This is a genomic window from Streptomyces sp. NPDC091209 (assembly GCF_044757755.1).
Classification (GTDB): Bacteria; Actinomycetota; Actinomycetes; order Streptomycetales; family Streptomycetaceae; genus Streptomyces.
The window spans coordinates 605,017-622,450 of record NZ_JBIVVR010000001.1; the positions used below are offsets into that span (position 1 = coordinate 605,017).

The 17,434-nt window shown below is 70.4% G+C and carries 14 protein-coding genes and 1 pseudogene; 9 read left to right on the forward strand and 6 right to left on the reverse strand.

Annotated elements, in window-relative coordinates:
• The first annotated feature begins 47 nt into the window (after positions 1–47).
• From ACIQRL_RS02665 to ACIQRL_RS02675, 3 genes are all read left to right on the forward strand, one after another.
• Positions 48–1,475: a phage/plasmid primase, P4 family gene (locus ACIQRL_RS02665; RefSeq protein ID WP_401326049.1), complete on the forward strand. Its 1,428-nt coding sequence runs from the start codon at positions 48–50 to the stop codon at positions 1,473–1,475.
• Positions 1,476–1,564: 89 nt separating this feature from the next.
• The gene (locus ACIQRL_RS02670) at positions 1,565–1,813 is read left to right on the forward strand and encodes a helix-turn-helix transcriptional regulator (RefSeq protein ID WP_401326052.1); all 249 of its coding nucleotides are present in this window, start codon (positions 1,565–1,567) and stop codon (positions 1,811–1,813) included.
• Positions 1,814–1,896: 83 nt separating this feature from the next.
• Positions 1,897–3,165 carry a tyrosine-type recombinase/integrase gene (locus tag ACIQRL_RS02675; RefSeq protein WP_401326055.1) on the forward strand — a complete coding sequence of 423 codons (1,269 nt, stop codon included), beginning with the start codon at positions 1,897–1,899 and terminating at the stop codon, positions 3,163–3,165.
• Between the two features lie 75 nt (positions 3,166–3,240).
• Here ACIQRL_RS02675 and glnA read toward each other — a convergent pair whose 3' ends face one another.
• Positions 3,241–4,602: a type I glutamate--ammonia ligase gene (gene glnA, locus ACIQRL_RS02680; RefSeq protein WP_401326058.1), complete on the reverse strand. Its 1,362-nt coding sequence runs from the start codon at positions 4,600–4,602 to the stop codon at positions 3,241–3,243.
• Positions 4,603–4,926: 324 nt separating this feature from the next.
• Here glnA and ACIQRL_RS02685 point away from each other — a divergent pair, with 324 nt between their 5' ends.
• Positions 4,927–6,132: a globin domain-containing protein gene (locus ACIQRL_RS02685; RefSeq protein ID WP_401326061.1), complete on the forward strand. Its 1,206-nt coding sequence runs from the start codon at positions 4,927–4,929 to the stop codon at positions 6,130–6,132.
• A 115-nt stretch (positions 6,133–6,247) separates the two neighbouring features.
• Here ACIQRL_RS02685 and ACIQRL_RS02690 read toward each other — a convergent pair whose 3' ends face one another.
• Complete coding sequence (locus ACIQRL_RS02690; protein ID WP_401326063.1) at positions 6,248–6,682, reverse strand: RrF2 family transcriptional regulator; 435 nt, start codon at positions 6,680–6,682, stop codon at positions 6,248–6,250.
• Between the two features lie 215 nt (positions 6,683–6,897).
• Between ACIQRL_RS02690 and ACIQRL_RS02695 the strand changes: the two genes are divergently transcribed.
• Positions 6,898–7,569 (forward strand): DUF3105 domain-containing protein, encoded by a 672-nt coding sequence (locus tag ACIQRL_RS02695; protein WP_401326066.1) that lies wholly within the window; start codon positions 6,898–6,900, stop codon positions 7,567–7,569.
• Positions 7,566–8,189, forward strand: a complete 624-nt coding sequence (locus ACIQRL_RS02700) for a DUF305 domain-containing protein (RefSeq protein WP_401326068.1) — start codon at positions 7,566–7,568, stop codon at positions 8,187–8,189. The genes ACIQRL_RS02695 and ACIQRL_RS02700 overlap by 4 nt, the downstream gene beginning before the upstream one ends.
• A 154-nt stretch (positions 8,190–8,343) precedes the next feature.
• On the opposite strand, the gene ACIQRL_RS02705 is transcribed toward ACIQRL_RS02700, so the two are convergent.
• Positions 8,344–8,982, reverse strand: coding sequence for a hypothetical protein (locus tag ACIQRL_RS02705; RefSeq protein ID WP_401326069.1), 639 nt, complete (start codon positions 8,980–8,982; stop codon positions 8,344–8,346).
• Positions 8,979–9,476 (reverse strand): SigE family RNA polymerase sigma factor, encoded by a 498-nt coding sequence (locus tag ACIQRL_RS02710; protein ID WP_401326072.1) that lies wholly within the window; start codon positions 9,474–9,476, stop codon positions 8,979–8,981. Before ACIQRL_RS02710 ends, ACIQRL_RS02705 begins: the two co-directional genes overlap by 4 nt.
• Positions 9,477–9,780: 304 nt before the next feature.
• Between ACIQRL_RS02710 and ACIQRL_RS02715 the strand changes: the two genes are divergently transcribed.
• Both ACIQRL_RS02715 and ACIQRL_RS02720 read left to right on the forward strand, forming a co-directional pair.
• Entirely contained in the window at positions 9,781–11,721 is a 1,941-nt protein-coding gene (locus ACIQRL_RS02715) for a protease pro-enzyme activation domain-containing protein (protein WP_401326075.1), read from the forward strand.
• Positions 11,722–11,861: 140 nt separating this feature from the next.
• Positions 11,862–13,907 carry an NAD(+) synthase gene (locus tag ACIQRL_RS02720; protein WP_401328029.1) on the forward strand — a complete coding sequence of 682 codons (2,046 nt, stop codon included), beginning with the start codon at positions 11,862–11,864 and terminating at the stop codon, positions 13,905–13,907.
• A gap of 401 nt (positions 13,908–14,308) precedes the next feature.
• On the opposite strand, the gene ACIQRL_RS02725 is transcribed toward ACIQRL_RS02720, so the two are convergent.
• Positions 14,309–15,532: an MFS transporter gene (locus ACIQRL_RS02725; RefSeq protein WP_401326078.1), complete on the reverse strand. Its 1,224-nt coding sequence runs from the start codon at positions 15,530–15,532 to the stop codon at positions 14,309–14,311.
• Between the two features lie 310 nt (positions 15,533–15,842).
• On the opposite strand from ACIQRL_RS02725, the pseudogene ACIQRL_RS02730 reads away from it, so the two are divergent.
• Positions 15,843–16,101, forward strand: a pseudogene (locus ACIQRL_RS02730) (Scr1 family TA system antitoxin-like transcriptional regulator); the annotation flags it as partial.
• Here ACIQRL_RS02730 and ACIQRL_RS02735 read toward each other — a convergent pair.
• Positions 16,098–17,360, reverse strand: coding sequence for a hypothetical protein (locus tag ACIQRL_RS02735; protein WP_401326081.1), 1,263 nt, complete (start codon positions 17,358–17,360; stop codon positions 16,098–16,100). The pseudogene ACIQRL_RS02730 and the gene ACIQRL_RS02735 overlap by 4 nt on opposite strands.
• Positions 17,361–17,434 lie beyond the last annotated feature (74 nt).

Here is a 17,434-nt window from a genome sequence, read left to right on the forward strand (position 1 = left end):
CGCGGGGAATGTCCGCTCCGCACTCCCCAGGAAGGGAGGACGGCCGCATGACGAACCACTCGGACGCCGACCCCCAGACCGAGGAACTGCCCCCGCCCTCCCATCCCATGGCCGTGGGCCGCCGGCTGCTGCCCGACTGGGAGACCGAGGACGGGCAACTCGTCTACCGGCGCTGGCGCGCGTCCTGGATTCGCTGGAACGGCACCTGCTGGCGCGAGATCGACGAAGCTCAGGTACGCAAAGCCATGTACGAGCGCCTTGAGTACGCCCTCTACGTCGGGCTCAACAAGAAGGGTGAGCCGGAACCGCATCCGTGGGCCCCCACGAAACCGAAGATCAGCAACCTGCTCGACGCCCTCGGATCCATCACCCTGCTGCCCACTGACCTGGACGCCCCCGCATGGCTCGACGGCGCGGGCGCGAGCGAGCAGGGCGACGGGCCGATCGTGGCGTGCGAGAACGGCCTGCTGCGCATCCGCGACCGCGCGCTGCTGCCGCACAGCCCCGGATTCTTCAACCTCGTCTCCGTCCCCTTCACCTACGACCCCACCGCCGTCGCACCGACGTGGGAACACTTCCTGGCGCAGCTCTGGCCCAATGACCCCGACGCCATCCACGCCGTACAGGAATGGTTCGGCTACGTCCTGTCCGGCCGTACCGACCAGCAGAAGATCCTGCTCATGGTCGGCCCCACGCGTTCCGGCAAAGGCACCATTGCCCGCGTCCTCAAAGAGTTGGTCGGCAAGGAGAACCTTGCCGGGCCCACCCTCGCCGGACTCGGCACCAACTTCGGCCTGTCCACGCTCGTCGGCAAGCCCCTCGCGGTCATCTCGGACGCCCGGCTGTCCGGCAACGACAACAGCCAGGTCGTGGAACGGTTGTTGACGATCTCCGGTGAGGACACGATCGACGTCGATCGCAAATACCGCGCCGTGTGGACCGGCAAGCTGCCCACCCGGCTGATGATCCTGTCCAACGAACTCCCGCAGTTCGGCGACTCCTCCGGGGTCATCGCCAAACGGTTCGTGCTGCTCAACATGACGGTGTCGTGGCTGGGCAAGGAAGACCCGACCCTCATGGACAAGCTCGTTGCGGAGATGCCCGGCATCCTCAACTGGGCACTGGAAGGCCTCGCCCGCCTCCAGCGAACGGGCCGGATCACCGAACCCAAGTCCAGCCGCGAAGCCGTCACCACCATGCAGGACACCGCATCACCCACCAGCGCGTTCGTCCGCGAACGCTGCACCACCGGACCCGCATGCAGCGTGCCCGTGGACACGCTGTGGACGGTCTGGCGCGAGTGGGCCGAGGACAACGGCGTCCGCCCCGGAACCAAGCAGGTGTTCGGCCGCAACCTGCTCTCCGTGGTCCCCCAGCTCAACCGCACACGCCCCCGCGACGCCTACGGGCAGCAGGTGGCCATCTACAGCGGGATCACTCTCAACCAACGCGAACCACATCTGCCTGAGTCGTGACTCATCGCGACTCAGGGACCCGCCAACCCGGTCTGAGTCGCGATGAGTCGCGACTCAGACCAATGTGATTCCAACTGTGGAGGACGTCTGTGAGCCCGCTCCCCCTCCCTTCGGAGACTGATCCCCGCGCCATCCTCCGGGGTGGCCTTCCGGACCGGTACCTCGAGCCCGAGGACATCGCCGTGATCTTCGGCGTGTCCTTGGAAACCGTCTACCAGTGGCGCAAGAAGCGCACCGGACCGCCCGGATTCCGCATCGGCAAGCACCTTCGATACGACCCCGCCGACGTCCGCGCCTACGTCACCGAACGAAAGACCGCCGACCAGGCCGTCGCCTGACCCCGCGCGACACCGCATCGCTTCCCAAGGGAGGGCCACACCGTGGCCCTCCCTTCCGCATGCCCAGAAGGGAACGCCACCGCATGGCAGGCCACATCCAAGACCGCTGGTTCAAGACCGAGACCAACGCCGCGGGCAGGACCGTCCGTGTGAAGAGTGAACGCCACGGGTCCGGCCTCCGCTACCGCGCCCGATACATCGGCCCCGACGGAACCGAGAAGTCGAAAAGCTTCCTCGACGGGCAAAAGCGTCTCGCCGAGAAGTGGCTGACGAAGATCGAAGCCGACATGGACAGCGGCCGGTACATCGACCCGAACGCCGGCCGGACTACCTTCCGGCAGTACGCCGAGAGGTGGCTTGCGGCACAGACAACGGAGATGACCACACGCGAGTCCGTAGACGTGCAGCTCCGCCGTCACGCCATTCCCTACATGGGATCGCGCCCCCTCGGTTCGTTCAAGCCCGAGCACATCCGCGATTGGCTCAGTGAGTTGGAGCGCGCCGTACCCGCGTCCTCGTACCGCCGAGTCATCTACGCGAGCGTGTCGGCCGTATTCACCGCAGCAGTGGACGACGACCACCTGCACCGGAACCCGTGCAAGGCCAGCACTGTGCGTGCTCCGGCTCCAAACCAGCGCCGGGTGTCTCCGTGGACAGCGGAGCGTACGTTCGCCGTGCGTGCCGCCCTGCCGTGGCGATATCGGGCAGCGGTCGATCTCGGTGCCGGCTGCGGCCTGCGCCAGGGGGAAATCTTCGGGCTCCCCGCGGACGAAATCCGCTTTGACACCGGCTGGCTGCACATCGGCTATCAGGTCAAGGTCGCTGGTGGAAAGCTCGTCTTCGCCCCGCCCAAGCGCGACAAGGAGCGGGACGTACCGCTACCGAACCGGGTCGCTCACACGCTCAAGGCCCACATGGACGCGCATCCGCCGGTGGAGGTCACCCTGCCGTGGCTTCGTCCGGACGGTGACCCCATGACGAAGCGTCTGCTGTTCCTGCGCACCGACGGGAACGGCGCTGTTAGGCGCACGGACTTCAACGTCCGCTACTGGAAGCCCGCGCTCGTCGCCGCCGGCGTCATCCCCGCCCCCGAACCAGGTGACCGCTTCCAGGCGGCACGAGAGCACGGGATGCACGCACTGAGGCACTTCTACGCGTCCGTGCTCCTGGACGCCGGCGAGAACGTTAAGGCGTTGAGTAGCTACCTGGGGCACACGGACCCTGGCTTCACGCTCCGGGTCTACACGCACCTGCTGCCGAGCAGCGAAGGCCGCGCCCGGCGGGCCGTAGACAGCCTGTACGACGGCACCGTTTCCGGGGCGGACGGCCCACAGACGGCCCAGGGGCAGTGAGGACAGCCGCGGGGCCCACGGTCACCGACCGTGGGCCCCGCGTACTGGACGCCAAAAAATGCCTCTGACCTGCGCCTACAGCACCGGCAGGTTCTTCCGCAGCTCGAAGGCGGTGACCTCGGAGCGGTACTCCTCCCACTCCGCCTTCTTGTTGCGCAGGAAGAAGTCGAAGACGTGCTCGCCGAGGGTCTCGGCGACGAGTTCGCTGCGCTGCATGAGGTTCAGCGCCTCGCCGAGGTTCTGCGGGAGGGGCTCGATGCCCATGGCCCGGCGCTCGCCGTCCGAGAGGGCCCAGACGTCGTCGTCGGCGCCCGGCGGGAGCTCGTAGCCCTCCTCGATGCCCTTCAGGCCCGCGGCCAGGAGCAGCGCGTACGCGAGGTACGGGTTCGCGCCCGAGTCGATCGAGCGGACCTCGACGCGCGCCGAGCCGGTCTTGCCGGGCTTGTACATGGGCACGCGGACGAGCGCGGAGCGGTTGTTGTGGCCCCAGCAGATGTACGAGGGGGCCTCGCCGCCGGCGCCCGCGGTGCGCTCGGAGCCGCCCCAGATGCGCTTGTAGGAGTTGACCCACTGGTTGGTGACGGCGGAGATCTCTCCGGCGTGCTTCAGGAGGCCGGCGATGAAGGAGCGGCCGACCTTGGAGAGCTGGTACTCCGAGCCGGACTCGTAGAACGCGTTGCGGTCGCCCTCGAAGAGGGAGAGGTGCGTGTGCATACCGCTGCCCGGGTACTCCGAGAACGGCTTCGGCATGAAGGTGGCCTGGACACCCTGCTCCAGCGCGACCTGCTTCATGATCAGCCGGAAGGTCATGATGTTGTCGGCCGTGGAGAGCGCGTCGGCGTAGCGCAGGTCGATCTCCTGCTGGCCGGGGGCGCCCTCGTGGTGGCTGAACTCGACCGAGATGCCCATCGACTCCAGCATGGTGATGGCCTGACGCCGGAAGTCCTGGCCGACGTTCTGCGGGGTGTGGTCGAAGTAGCCGGAATAGTCGGCGGGGGTGGGCCGCGAGCCGTCCAGCGGGCGGTCCTTCAGCAGGAAGAACTCGATCTCGGGGTGGGTGTAGAAGGTGAAGCCCAGATCCGAGGTCCTGGCGAGGGCGCGCTTGAGGACATAGCGCGGGTCCGCGAAGGACGGGGAGCCGTCCGGCATGAGGATGTCGCAGAACATCCGGGCCGTGCCGGGGGCCTCGGCGCGCCAGGGCAGCACCTGGAAGGTGGACGGGTCCGGCTTGGCGATCATGTCCGACTCGTACACGCGGGCGAAGCCCTCGATGGCCGAGCCGTCGAAGCCGATGCCCTCGTCGAAGGCCTGTTCCAGCTCCGCCGGGGCCACTGCCACCGACTTGAGGAAGCCGAGCACGTCCGTGAACCACAGACGTACAAACCGGATGTCACGCTCCTCCAGCGTCCGGAGCACGAACTCCTGCTGCTTGTCCATCTTCCGCTTCCACCCATCCTTGCTGGTCAGGCCGCCTGCTCCCACGCCTCGAAGACGATCGGCGCACCTGAGCATCCCACCACAACACCATTTCATGCGCGTTGCGGACCATGATCGGCCGGGCGACCTCGGTCTGAACGCCTCGCGTACGGCAGGTGTCCTGCTCTGTCACACATACTGCCTGCTCACAGGCGCCCCCGTAAGGGCCGGCCTGAACTCTCTCGCCCCACGGGCTTTAATTTGCATCTCAGATGCAAGTTTTATTAGTGTGCGATGCAGACAGGGCGCAACCCACCGTTCCCGCCCCGGCTTTGAGGAGTCCTGATGCTGTCCGAACAATCCGCCTCCACCGTGCGCGCGACCCTTCCCGTGGTCGGCGCCGCCATCGGTGAGATCACCGGGCGTTTCTACGCCGGACTGTTCACCGCCCACCCCGAGCTGCTCCGCGACCTGTTCAACCGCGGCAACCAGGCCGCGGGAACCCAGCGTCAGGCCCTGGCGGGATCCATCGCCGCCTTCGCCACCTATCTGGTCGAACACCCCGACGAGCGGCCCGACGCGATGCTGAGCCGCATCGCCCACAAGCACGCCTCCCTCGGCGTCTCGCCCGAGCAGTACAAGGTCGTGCACGAGCACCTCTTCGCCGCCATCGTCGACGTGCTCGGCGACGCGGTCACCGCGGAGGTCGCAGCCGCCTGGGACGAGGTCTACTGGCTCATGGCGAACGCCCTGATCGCCCTCGAGAAGCGGCTGTACGACGAGAACGCGGACGACGGGGCCCTGCACCCGTGGGTGGTCACCGAGCGCGTCGAGGAGACCGCCGACGTCGCCACCTTCCGGATCCGCCCGGCCGACGGCGGAGCCCTGCCGGACTTCCGCGCGGGCCAGTACGTCTCCGTCGGCGTCGAACTCCCGGACGGCGCCCGCCAGATACGTCAGTACAGCCTCTCCAGCGCGCCCGGCTCCCCGGTGCGCCAGATCAGCGTCAAGCGGGTCCGCGCGGAGGAGAACGCCGGCGCGACCAGCCCCGAGGGCGAGGTCTCCAACCATCTGCACGCGCACGTCCGCGAGGGCAGCGTCCTCGAGGTCTCCGCGCCGTACGGCGACCTGGTCCTCGACGACACGGACGCCCCGCTCCTCCTCGCCTCCGCGGGCATCGGCGTCACCCCGGTGATCGCCATGCTGGAGCAACTGACGATCACCGGCCACAAGGCCCCCGTCACCGTCGTGCACGCCGACCGCTCCCCCGCCGAGCACGCGCTGCGCGCGGACCACGAGGCGTTCGCGGGCAAGCTCGCCGACGCGGAGACCCACTTCTGGTACGAGCAGGCCGAGCCGGGCCACCCCGCCGAGCGGACCGGTCTGGTCGACCTCTCCGGAGTGACCGTGCGGCCGGGCACGCACGCCTACCTGTGCGGTCCGCTGCCCTTCATGCGCGCGGTACGGACCCAGCTCCTCGCCAAGGGCGTGCCCGCCTCCGACATCCACTACGAGGTGTTCGGACCGGACCTCTGGCTGGCCCAGGCGTAGGACCTGTCGGGCGGCTCCCGGGACACCCGGCAGCCACGGGGTCCGGCACGCACCGGACCCCGCTCACCCGGCACGCACGGGCACCAGCGCGGGACGCGTACGGGCAACCGGACCGCTAAGGCCTGCGGGTGATGCCGAGCAGCACGGGCCCGGTCGGCTCGGCGACCACGTCGGCGATGGTCAGCGGGTCCAGAGAGGCGTAGAAGGCTTCCTGGGCCCGCCTCAGCGCACCCCGCAGCCGGCACGCGGAGACGAGCGGGCACGGCGTGGCCCCCTCGCACTCGACGACGTCGCCCTCCCCCTCGAAGGAGCGCACGATCGCGCCGACGGACTCCCCGCGCCCCTTCTCGGTGAGCGTGAGACCGCCTCCCCTGCCGCGCCGGGCATCGAGCAGTCCGAGGTGCTGGAGTTCGGCGACGACCTTGGCGGTGTGCGTGTAAGGGACCCGCATGTCGTCCGCGACCTCGCGCGTGGTGGGCGACGAGTCGCCGACGACGGCCAGTCGCATCAGAACACGAAGGGCCAGGTCGGTGGATCGCAGCAGCCGCATACCCGACAGCGTAGGTAATGCGCATCTGCGGTTCAAATTCTCCGGCCGGTCTCCCGCCGGACACCCCTTCGGCCCGGCCGCGGTCGCCGGGCACCCGGCCCCGGTCACCCTTTCTTCCCCTTTCTTCGGCCAATCCGCTGCCCTACCCGCCGACGCCCCGTCCTTCCCGATTACGATCGGCGGACCCGCCCGTCCCATCCCCATAAGGACTCACCATGGGTTCCGCCAAGAACACCAGCACCGGATCGCGCAAGGCACGCATCGAGGAGCTGCGCCGTGCCGAGCGCGCCCGTGAGCGGCGCAACCGGATCCTCGTGATCGCGGCCAGTACGGTCGTCGCCGCCGGTCTCGTCGTCGGCGGTGTCGCGCTCGTCCACGCGCAGTCGGACGACGGCAAGAAGAGCACGGCGAGCGACTCGAAGGCGGCGTCGGGGCACTTCGTCACGGGCGCGGACGGTGTGAAGACCTGGAAGGGCACGCTGACGCGCAACCACGTCGCGAAGACCGTCACGTACCCGATGGAGCCGCCGGTCGGCGGTGACCACAACCAGGTCTGGATGAACTGCAACGGCGACGTCTACGCCAAGGCGGTCAACAACATGAACGCCGTGCACTCCCTGGAGCACGGGGCGGTCTGGGTGACGTACAACAGCAAGGCGTCCGACGCCGATGTGAAGGCGCTCGCGGCGAAGGTCAAGAAGACCCCCTACACGCTGATGAGCCCGGTCGAGGACCAGAAGGACCCGATCATGCTCAGCGCCTGGGGCAAGCAGCGCACGGTGACCGGCGCGAGCGACAAGAACGTCGACGCGTTCTTCGCCGACTTCGTGCAGGGCAAGCAGACGCCCGAGCCGGGCGCGGCCTGCACCAACGGTCTGTCCCAGTGAGGCACATCGGGTGGATCGCGGGCACCGCGGCGGCCGTGCTCGTCGCGGCGGGGGCGATCACGTACGCGGTCGCCGCCGGCGACGACTCCGGGACGCGGGCACCGGCCGCGGACTCGGCGGACGCGGGCTTCGCCCGGGACATGGCGGTCCACCACCAGCAGGCCGTCGAGATGTCGTACATCGTGCGGGACCGCACCAAGGACGTGGAGGTACGGCGTCTCGCCTACGACATCGCGCAGACGCAGGCCAACCAGCGCGGCATGCTGCTCGGCTGGCTCGACCTGTGGGAGCTGCCGAAGGTGTCCGCGGACGCGCCGATGACCTGGATGGGCATGGGTGACATGGCGTCCGGCAAGGACGGCTCGCTGATGCCGGGCATGGCCACCGACACCGAGATGAAGCGGCTCGGCACGCTCAACGGGAAGCAGGCCGAGGTCTTCTACCTCCAGCTGATGACCGACCACCACAAGGGCGGTATCCACATGGCCGAGGGCTGTGTCGCCAAGTGCACCGTCGGCGTGGAGAAGCGCCTCGCGCAGGGCATGGTCGACGCCCAGCAGTCGGAGATCAAGATGATGGCCGACCTGCTGAAGGAGCGCGGCGCGAAGGCGCGCGACTAGAACCTGTCGCTCAAGTCGCAGAAGGGCCGCGGCGCTCGGGGCGCGGGAAGGCGACGGCGCCGTAGCCGTGTGGGAGCGCGACGGCCGGCGGACGGGACTGCGGAAACGGGTCCGGGGCAGCGCCCCGGACCCGTTCACCCCCTCCGCCGTATGGTCAACTGCGCCAGTCCGTAGCGCACTTCAGGCTGACGTCGGTCGGTACGAGCCGTTCCATCGAGCCGGGCCGCCCGTGGGTGACGGCGAGCTGGGCCTGGTTCAGGTAGCCGATGAAGAGCTGGGTGTGGGCGGGCATGGCCGCCGGGTCGTAGATGAAGACGACGGTGCCGTCGGCCCGCCGCTCCCGCTTCACGACCTTGTCGACCCCCGCTCCCGAGCCGTGCCGGTCGACCCGGGTGTGGTCGTCCGGGCCCTTGCAGAACACCCCGGTCTTCACGAGGACGGGGAATCCCGCCTTGCGCAGCGCCTTCTGGAGTCCCGCCGGGTTCTTGAAGTACTGCTCCTTGGTCCAGGTCACCGCGACCGTGCCGTCCGACCGCTTGGCGACGGTGAACGCCACGGCCTCGGTGCTCCCGCCCGTGGGCGGCGCGGTGGACGGGTGGCCGTAACCCGGCGCGCCGAGCGCGAGGCCCACGGCCGCCGTGACGCCCACGGCCGCGGAGGCCACCTGCCGGCGCCGCCGCCGGACCGCGCGGCCCTCGGCCACGATCCGCTCGACGGGCACCGCCATGGTGATGTCGTCGAGGGACCCCCTCAGAGCGTCCAGGACGTCCCTGTCGCCGTCGGTTCCGTTCATGATCCTGCCTCCGGTGTGTCGAGGGTGACGAGATGGCCGCGGAGTGTCCCGACGGCCCGTGCCAGATGGGCGGTCACGGTTCCGGGAGCGATCCCGAGCGTCTTCGCCGTGGTCGCGGTGTCGAGGTCGAGGAAGACCCGCAGGGCGACGACCTCCCGCTGTCTGCGCGGCAGTTCGCGCAGTACGGCCAGCAGCGCGGGGTCGAGCCCCGCGCCGCCGGACTCCACGGCCGCCTCCCGCCCGTCGTGGTCGCCGAGCGCGACCTCGTGCCGGCGCCGACGCCACCACGAGATACGGGTGTTGAGCGCCGTCCGGACGATCCACGCGCGGGGAGCGGGATGGCCGCGGACCCGGGGCCAGGCCGCCCAGGCCCTGGAGAAGGCCTCGGCCACCAGGTCCTCGGCGAGCTGCCGGTCGCCCACCGCGGCGAGGACCGCCCGCAGGCAGACGTCCCGTCCGCTCCGGTAGAACTCTTCGAACTCCAGCTCCTTCACACCCCCAACACGCCGCGGGGACTCGATCCGCTTACAGAAGCCGGGCACCTCTTTACAGCGCCCGGAACGGGACCGAGGGAAAACCCTTGACTATGAGCAAGGGCCCCTTCCAAATCGTCCCAAATGATCGCCAATCGCGGCCACTTGGTCTTTCCTTGGCTTTTCCATTCCCCTGACATGAACCGTTCACCGAAAGAGTGACCCCCATCTGTGATCCATTCCTCACGCTCTGACAGGGAGTGAGGCTCTCGCGTGGATCACCGACCAACCACTACATGCGACGAACCGCATCGCAGGGGGTTCTATGAGATCCAACCGCGCCACCGCGCGCGCCGGAGTGAGCATGGCGGCGACACTGCCTCTGCTCGCCGGTGCGCTGGCGCTCGGCATACCCGCGGCACACGCCACGGACGGCCCGAGCCGGGACACCCTCACGGGCACCAGGCCCGCGTGGGCGACGGCGAAGGCGGACAAGGGAGCGGCGTCCGACAGCTCCCAGCTCTCGGCCCGGGTGTACTTCGCCGGCCGGGACGCCAAGGGTCTGGCGGCATACGCCAGGTCCGTGTCCGACCCGCACTCGGCTTCGTACGGGAAATACCTCAGCGCCAAGAAGGCGCAGGCACGTTTCGGCGCCACCAAGGCCCAGGTCACCGCGGTGACCGACTGGCTCAAGTCGGCGGGCCTGAAGGTCACCGGAACGACGCAGCACTACGTCTCGGTGACCGGCGACGTTGCCGCCGCCGAGAAGGCGTTCAGCACGCAGCTGCACAACTACACCAAGGGCAACAAGACTTACCGGGCGCCGTCGAAGACGGCTTCCGCGCCCGCCGCCCTGAACGGCGCCGTCCTGACCGTCACCGGCCTGGACAACGCTCCGCACAAGGCGCAGCACGCTGATCAACTGCCGGGTCCGGACGCGGTGTTCAAGAACTCCGGGCCGTTCTCCTCGTACTACGGCTCGAACACCGCGAGCACCCTGCCGGACGCCTACGGGAAGAAGATCCCGTACGCGATCCAGGGGTACACCGGCAAGCAGCTGCGCGCGGCGTACGGAGCGGGCAAGCGCACCGGCAAGAACGTGCGCGTCGCCATCACGGACGCGTTCGCCTCGCCGACCATCGCCTTCGACGCGGCGACCTACGCCGGGAAGCACGGCGACGCCGCGTACTCCAGCGGTCAGCTCCGTCAGGTGCTGCCCGACACGTACACGAAGACCGAGGAGTGCGGAGCGTCCGGCTGGTACGGCGAGGAGACCCTCGACGTCGAGGCCGTGCACGCCGTCGCGCCGGGCGCGAGCATCACGTACGTGGGTGCCGCGTCCTGCTACGACGACGACCTGCTCGCCTCGCTCAACAAGATCGTCGACGGGCACCTGGCCGACATCGTCTCCAACTCGTGGGGCGACATCGAGGCCAACCAGACCCCGGACCTGGCTGCCGCCTACGACCAGACCTTCCAGTTCGGCGCGGTCGAGGGCATCGGCTTCTACTTCTCCTCCGGTGACAACGGTGACGAGGTCGCCAACACCGGTACGAAGCAGGTCGACACCCCGGCCAACTCGGCGTGGGTGACGGCGGTCGGCGGTACCTCGCTGGCGGTCGGCAAGGGCGACAAGTACCTGTGGGAGACCGGCTGGGGCACCGAGAAGGCCACGCTGTCCACGGACGGCAAGAGCTGGACCGGGTTCCCGGGCGCGTTCACCTCGGGTGCGGGCGGTGGCACCAGCAAGACCGTGGCGGAGCCCTTCTACCAGAAGGGTGTCGTCCCGAACGCGCTGGCCAAGGCCAACAACGCCGCGGGTAACCGGGTCGTCCCGGACATCTCGGCGATCGCCGACCCCAACACCGGTTTCAAGGTCGGCCAGACGCAGACCTTCCCGGACGGGTCGGAGCAGTACAGCGAGTACCGGATCGGCGGCACCTCGCTGGCCGCTCCGGTGATCGCGGCCGTCCAGGCGCTCGCCCAGGAGGCGCGCGGCGGCAAGGCGATCGGTTTCGCCAACCCGTCGATCTACTCCAAGTTCGGCTCGAAGGCGTACCACGACGTCACGGACAACCCCACGGGCTCCGGACTCGCCGTGGCGCGCGTCGACTTCGTGAACGGCTTCGACGCCTCGGGCGGTCAGGCTGTCTCCGTCCGCAGCCTCGGCAAGGACAGCTCGCTGTCGGCCGTGAAGGGCTACGACGACGTCACCGGTGTGGGCTCCCCCGCCCCGGGCTACGTCGACTCGTTCAGCCGCCGCTGACCGGCGTTTGACGGACGATGCGCCCGCCTCCCCGGTGGAGGCGGGCGCATCGCGCGTTCTCCGCCGTGGGAGGCGGCCGCCACACACCCCGCGCCACCCCATCGCGTCGCTCTGACGATTACACTGGCCGGGTGCCTCCACTGAACTTCCGGTCGCTCTATCAGCACGGCTTCGCGCGCGTCGCCGCCTGCACGGGCCACACCGTCATCGCGGACCCGTACGCCAACGCCGAGGCGGTCCTGCGCCAGGCGCGCCGGTGCGCCGGTGAGGGTGTCGCCGTCGCCGTCTTCCCGGAGATGGGGCTGTGCGGCTACTCGATCGAGGACCTGCTGCTCCAGGACGCGCTGCTCGACCAGGTCGAGGAGGCGCTCCGAACCGTGGTGACGGGGTCGGCGGAACTCCTGCCGGTCCTGGTCGTGGGCGCCCCGCTGCGCCACCGCAACCGGGTCTACAACTGCGCGGTGACCGTGCACCGCGGCCGGATCCTCGGTGTCGTACCCAAGTCGTACCCGCCGAACTACCGGGAGTTCTACGAACGCCGGCAGATCGCGGCGGGCGACGACGAGCGCGGCGGCACGATCCGGATCGGCGGGGAGTCGGTGCCGTTCGGCGTGGACCTGCTGTTCGCCGCCGAGGACGTGCCGGGCCTGGTGCTGCACACGGAGATCTGCGAGGACATGTGGGTGCCGGTGCCGCCGAGCGCCGAGGCGGCCCTGGCGGGCGCCACCGTCCTCGCCAACCTCTCCGGCAGCCCGATCACCGTCGGCCGGGCCGAGGACCGCAAGCTGATGTGCCGTTCGGCGTCCTCACGCTGCATCGCCGCGTACGTCTACGCGGCGGCCGGACTGGGCGAGTCGACCACCGACCTGTCCTGGGACGGCCAGACCATGATCTACGAGAACGGGACGCTGCTGGCCGAGTCCGACCGCTTCCCGCTCGACGACCAGTTCGCCGTGGCGGACGTCGACCTCGACCTGCTGCGGCAGGAACGGAGCCGGACGGGCAGTTTCGACGACAACCGGCGCACCCACGCCGCCCGCACCGCCGACTTCCGTACGCTGTCGTTCCGGCTCGACCCGCCGACCGGCGACCTGGGTCTGCGGCGCCGTATCGAGCGCTTCCCGTTCGTGCCCGCGGACCCCGACCGGCTGGCCCAGGACTGCTACGAGGCGTACAACATCCAGGTCACGGGGCTTCAGCAGCGGCTCGCGGCGATCGGCGGCCCGAAGGTGGTCATCGGGGTGTCCGGCGGTCTCGACTCCACGCACGCGCTGATCGTCGCCGCCCGCGCGATGGACCGGGCGGGCCGCCCGCGCGGCGACATCCTCGCCTTCACCCTGCCCGGCTTCGCCACCAGCGACCACACCAAGGGCAACGCGCACGAGCTGATGCGCTCCCTCGGCGTCACCGCGGCCGAGCTGGACATCACGCCGACCGCCCGGCTGATGCTGGCGGAGATGGACCACCCCTTCGCCTCCGGCGAGCCCGTGTACGACGTCACCTTCGAGAACGTGCAGGCCGGACTGCGCACCGACTACCTGTTCCGGCTCGCCAACCAGCGCGACGGCATCGTGCTCGGCACCGGTGACCTGTCGGAGCTGGCGCTCGGCTGGTCCACGTACGGCGTGGGCGACCAGATGAGTCACTACAACGTCAACTCGGGTGTGCCGAAGACGCTCATCCAGCATCTGATCCGCTGGGTCATCGGCAGCCACCAGTTCGGCGAGGACACCGACCGGACGCTCGCCGCGATCCTCGACACGGAGATCAGCCCGGAGCTCGTACCGGGCGAGGAGATGCAGTCCACCGAGTCGAAGATCGGCCCGTACGCGCTGCACGACTTCACCCTCTTCCACGTGCTGCGCTACGGCTTCAGGCCGTCGAAGATCGCCTTCCTGGCCTGGCACGCGTGGCACGACCCGGACGCGGGCGCCTGGCCGCCGGGCTTCCCCGAGGCCGAGCGGGTCGCGTACGACCTGCCGGAGATCCGGCGCTGGCTGGAGGTGTTCTGCCGCCGCTTCTTCGGTTTCGCGCAGTTCAAGCGCTCGGCCATGCCGAACGGGCCGAAGGTCTCGGCCGGTGGTTCGCTCTCGCCGCGCGGCGACTGGCGCGCGCCGTCCGACAGTTCGGCCCGTGTCTGGCTGCGCGACCTGGCCCGCTTCGACCCCCCGGAGACCGAGGCCTGACCTCCCGCGGGGGACGGCCGACCTCCCCGGAGAGGCCGACTTCCCTGGGAACCGCTGAGCTGCCCGGAGAACGACTGACTTCACCGGGCACGGCTGACTCCCGTGGGGACGTCCGCCCTCTTCGGGACGGCTGACTTCTTCGGGGTCCGAGGGCTGGCCCGGGGACCGAAGGCTGACTCCTGCGGGGGAAGGTTGGCCTTCCCCCGAGGTCCACCGACCTTCGCAGGGGACGGCTGACTTTCTCGGGAACGGCCGACCTCCCCGGATGCGGCCCCTGGCCGGTGCTACGTGCTGCCGGCCGCGCGGGGCGAGCCGGTGCGGCAGCCCGGCGGGGTGGCTCACCCGGCCGGGAGGCGGCGCCGCCCGGGGACACCGCCGTCAGGCGACGCCGTCAGGCGTCCTCACCGGTGCGCGTGTTCCGTGGGCGCCGGCAGGTGGGTGGCGACGAGGCGGCCGGGTGCCCCCGCGACCGCCGCCGCGCGGCGGCGGTCGACCGAGTACGCCGCTCCGGCGACCGCCAGGCCGAGCACGGCGAGGGCGGCTCCGGCGAGCGCCGGGGAGGTGGCGCCGAAGCCCGCCGCCAGGGCGAGCCCGCCGATCCACGCGCCGCCCGCGTTGGCGAGGTTGAACGCCGCCTGGTTGGCGGAGGACGCGAGGGAGGGCGCGGCGGCGGCCTTCTCCATGACCATGAGTTGGAGGGGCGAGCCGGTGACGAAGGCGGCCGTGCCGAGCAGCACCACCGCCAGGGCCGCGCTCCACTCCGTACGCATCAGCACCGGGAAGGCGGCCAGCACGACCACCAGCGAGGCGAGGCCGCCGAACAGGGTGCGGCGCATCGCGTGGTCCGCGAGGCGCCCGCCCAGCAGGTTGCCCGCCGTCGCGCCGACCCCGAAGAGCGCCAGCAGCGGTGTGACGCTGCCCTCGGCGTATCCGGCCGCGTCCGTGAGCATCGGCGTGATGTAGCTGTACGCGGAGAAGAGGGCGGCGAAGCCCGCGACCGTGGTCCCGAGGGCGAGCCAGACGGGCAGCGGGCGCAGGGCGGCGAGTTCGCCGCGCAGGCCGCCGGCGGGAGTGTGCGCGGGGGTGTGCGGGATCAGCAGGACCAGCGAGGCGATGGCGGCCACGCCGATCAGGCTCACCCCGAGGAAGGTGGCCCGCCAGCCCAGGTGCTGCCCCACGAGGGTGGCGGCCGGAACACCGGCGATGTTCGCGACGGTCAGGCCGAGGAACATCAGCGACACGGAGCGGGCCTTGCGCTCGGGGGCGACCAGGCCGGTGGCGACGACGGCGCCGACGCCGAAGAAGGCGCCGTGCGGCAGACCGCTCAGGAAGCGGGCGGCGAGCAGCCAGTTCTGGTCGGGGGCGAGGGCGGACAGCGCGTTGCCGGCGACGAAGAGACCCATCAGGGCGATGAGGACCTTGCGGCGGGACATCCGGGCGGTGGCCGCGGCGAGCAGCGGGGCGCCGATGACGACGCCGAGCGCGTACGCGGAGACCAGATGTCCGGCGGCCGGGATGGATATGTGCAGGTCGTCGGCGACGTCGGGCAGCAGGCCCATCATGGCGAACTCGGTGGTGCCGATGCCGAAGGCGCCCACGGCGAGGGCGAGCAGGGCCAGAGGCATGAGGGGCCTTTCCAAGGAGCGGGGACGAGCGGGGCTCCGTACGCGCGCGGGCGGCGTGCGGGAACACCCGCGGGCACGGACACGCCCGCGCACAGCCGTGTGCGCGGGTCGCGGATCACAGGTCGAACGTTCATTAAGTTCAGCCGGTGAACAAAGTATGCCCGGTCCAGTATTCCAGGAGATGGAGAGCGCGATTCCAGGAGGTTAAGACGCGCCGGCGCCGACCTTGACGCGGGCCGCGACGGGGTCGATCAGCTCGACGTCGTCGGCGTGCTCGCGGTGCGCCCGGACGTCCCAGCCGGGACCCGAGGACACCGTGGAGCTCGGGATCGTGCCCCTCGGCGCGTCTCTGAAGATCCCGCCGGGCGGGGGCTTCTGGGGTCTACGACGAACATCAGGTCGTCGTGGAGAACTGGCACGCCGAGCTCTGGCTCGACGACGCCGACAGCGTCGCGACTCACCTCAAGGTCTGGCGCACCCTCCGCGAGTCAGCCGTCTTCGGCACCGACGCCCAGAACCTGATCAGCCGTGCGCGCCGGGACCTCGACGTCACCGGGCAACACACTTAGGTCGCGCCGGCCAGGTCGTGGGCATAGGTGACGTCGCGTGCGAGGAGAGTCTTGTAGAGGACCTCGGCACGCTGACCCGCGCGGGCAGCCTGCTCGGCCTGGCCGCACGCGCTCGCCGCGCCCCGCAACACGGCCAGCGCGACGACGAGCGAGGCCTGGATCTGCTGCGGTCGATCGGCGTAGCGACTCAGGTGCCGAACCGAGCGGTCGGCCAGGTCACGGGCGGGTTCCGTTTCACCGCTCTCGGCGAGCAGCCGCGCCCGCCAGGCCATCAGCAGTCCATGCGCCGGCCCGTACCGGCCGGGGTCCTCGGCCTCGGCCGCACGTATCCGCTCGAGGGCGACGACGGCGCGCGCGTCGGTCGGCGGCAGATCGTCGGCGCCCATGCCCACGTCACGCGCCGCGCGCAGAAACGCCCGGCGGGGCACGACAGTCGGCGCATCGGCCGCCCGTGAGGCGGGTGCGGCGGGCGGCGGGCGGCGAAACCCGTCGCGTTCGGCCTGGAGCGCGCGTATCAGCTCCGCATACCGTGGTCCTTCGCCGGCCACCGGACCGAGCAGGGCGATCGCCTCGTCGAGCGCGGCCACAGCCTCCCGCAACTGCCCGCCGACCGTCTGCAAGCGGCTGAGCACCTGGAGCGTTCGGGCCACCTCGGCGACTTCGAACACGCCGTCGCGCAGATGGCCGCGCAGCACGTCGAGTACCCCATGACATGCCGTGACCGTGTCGGCCAGCGCCTGCTCCGCCGCGGCGTCCCACAGGCCCTTGATGCGCTGCTCGGCCATCGTGTCGGCGGTGGCGGCCAGCGGGAAGACCATCAGCCGTGCCCGGGCCTGGCGCCCGCGCGCGCCGTACGCCTGGCCGGCGGCGATCGCGGCTGTCTCGTACACCTGCGCCGCGTCTGCGTGCCGACCTGCCGAACCCAGCGCGGGCACCAGCATCCCGGCCCACATACCCACGTCCCCGACGACATCGTCGAACAGCACGGCATCGCCGCGCGCCGCGTCGAGCATCTCGACGCACAACGACCAGCAGCGCAGCGCCGTGCGCTCGACGCCGTCGCGCTCGGCGGGCATCGCGAACGTCGACAGCCGCCGCCACAAGGCCCGCGCCAGGCGCCGCCGGTTCGGCAGCGCGCCGTCCAGCTCCAGCAACCGTTCCGCGGCCTCAACCGCCCGCAGGGCCGCGTCGGCCGCCTCCGGCGTGACCGGCCCCCGTCGCAGCGCCACCTCGTCGGCCAGGTCGCTCAACCCGTCCACAGCCGGCCCGGTCGGCACACCCGGCTCGCCCGCGTCCCTCCGTCTGAACCGCATCGACCATGGTTACCGCACAT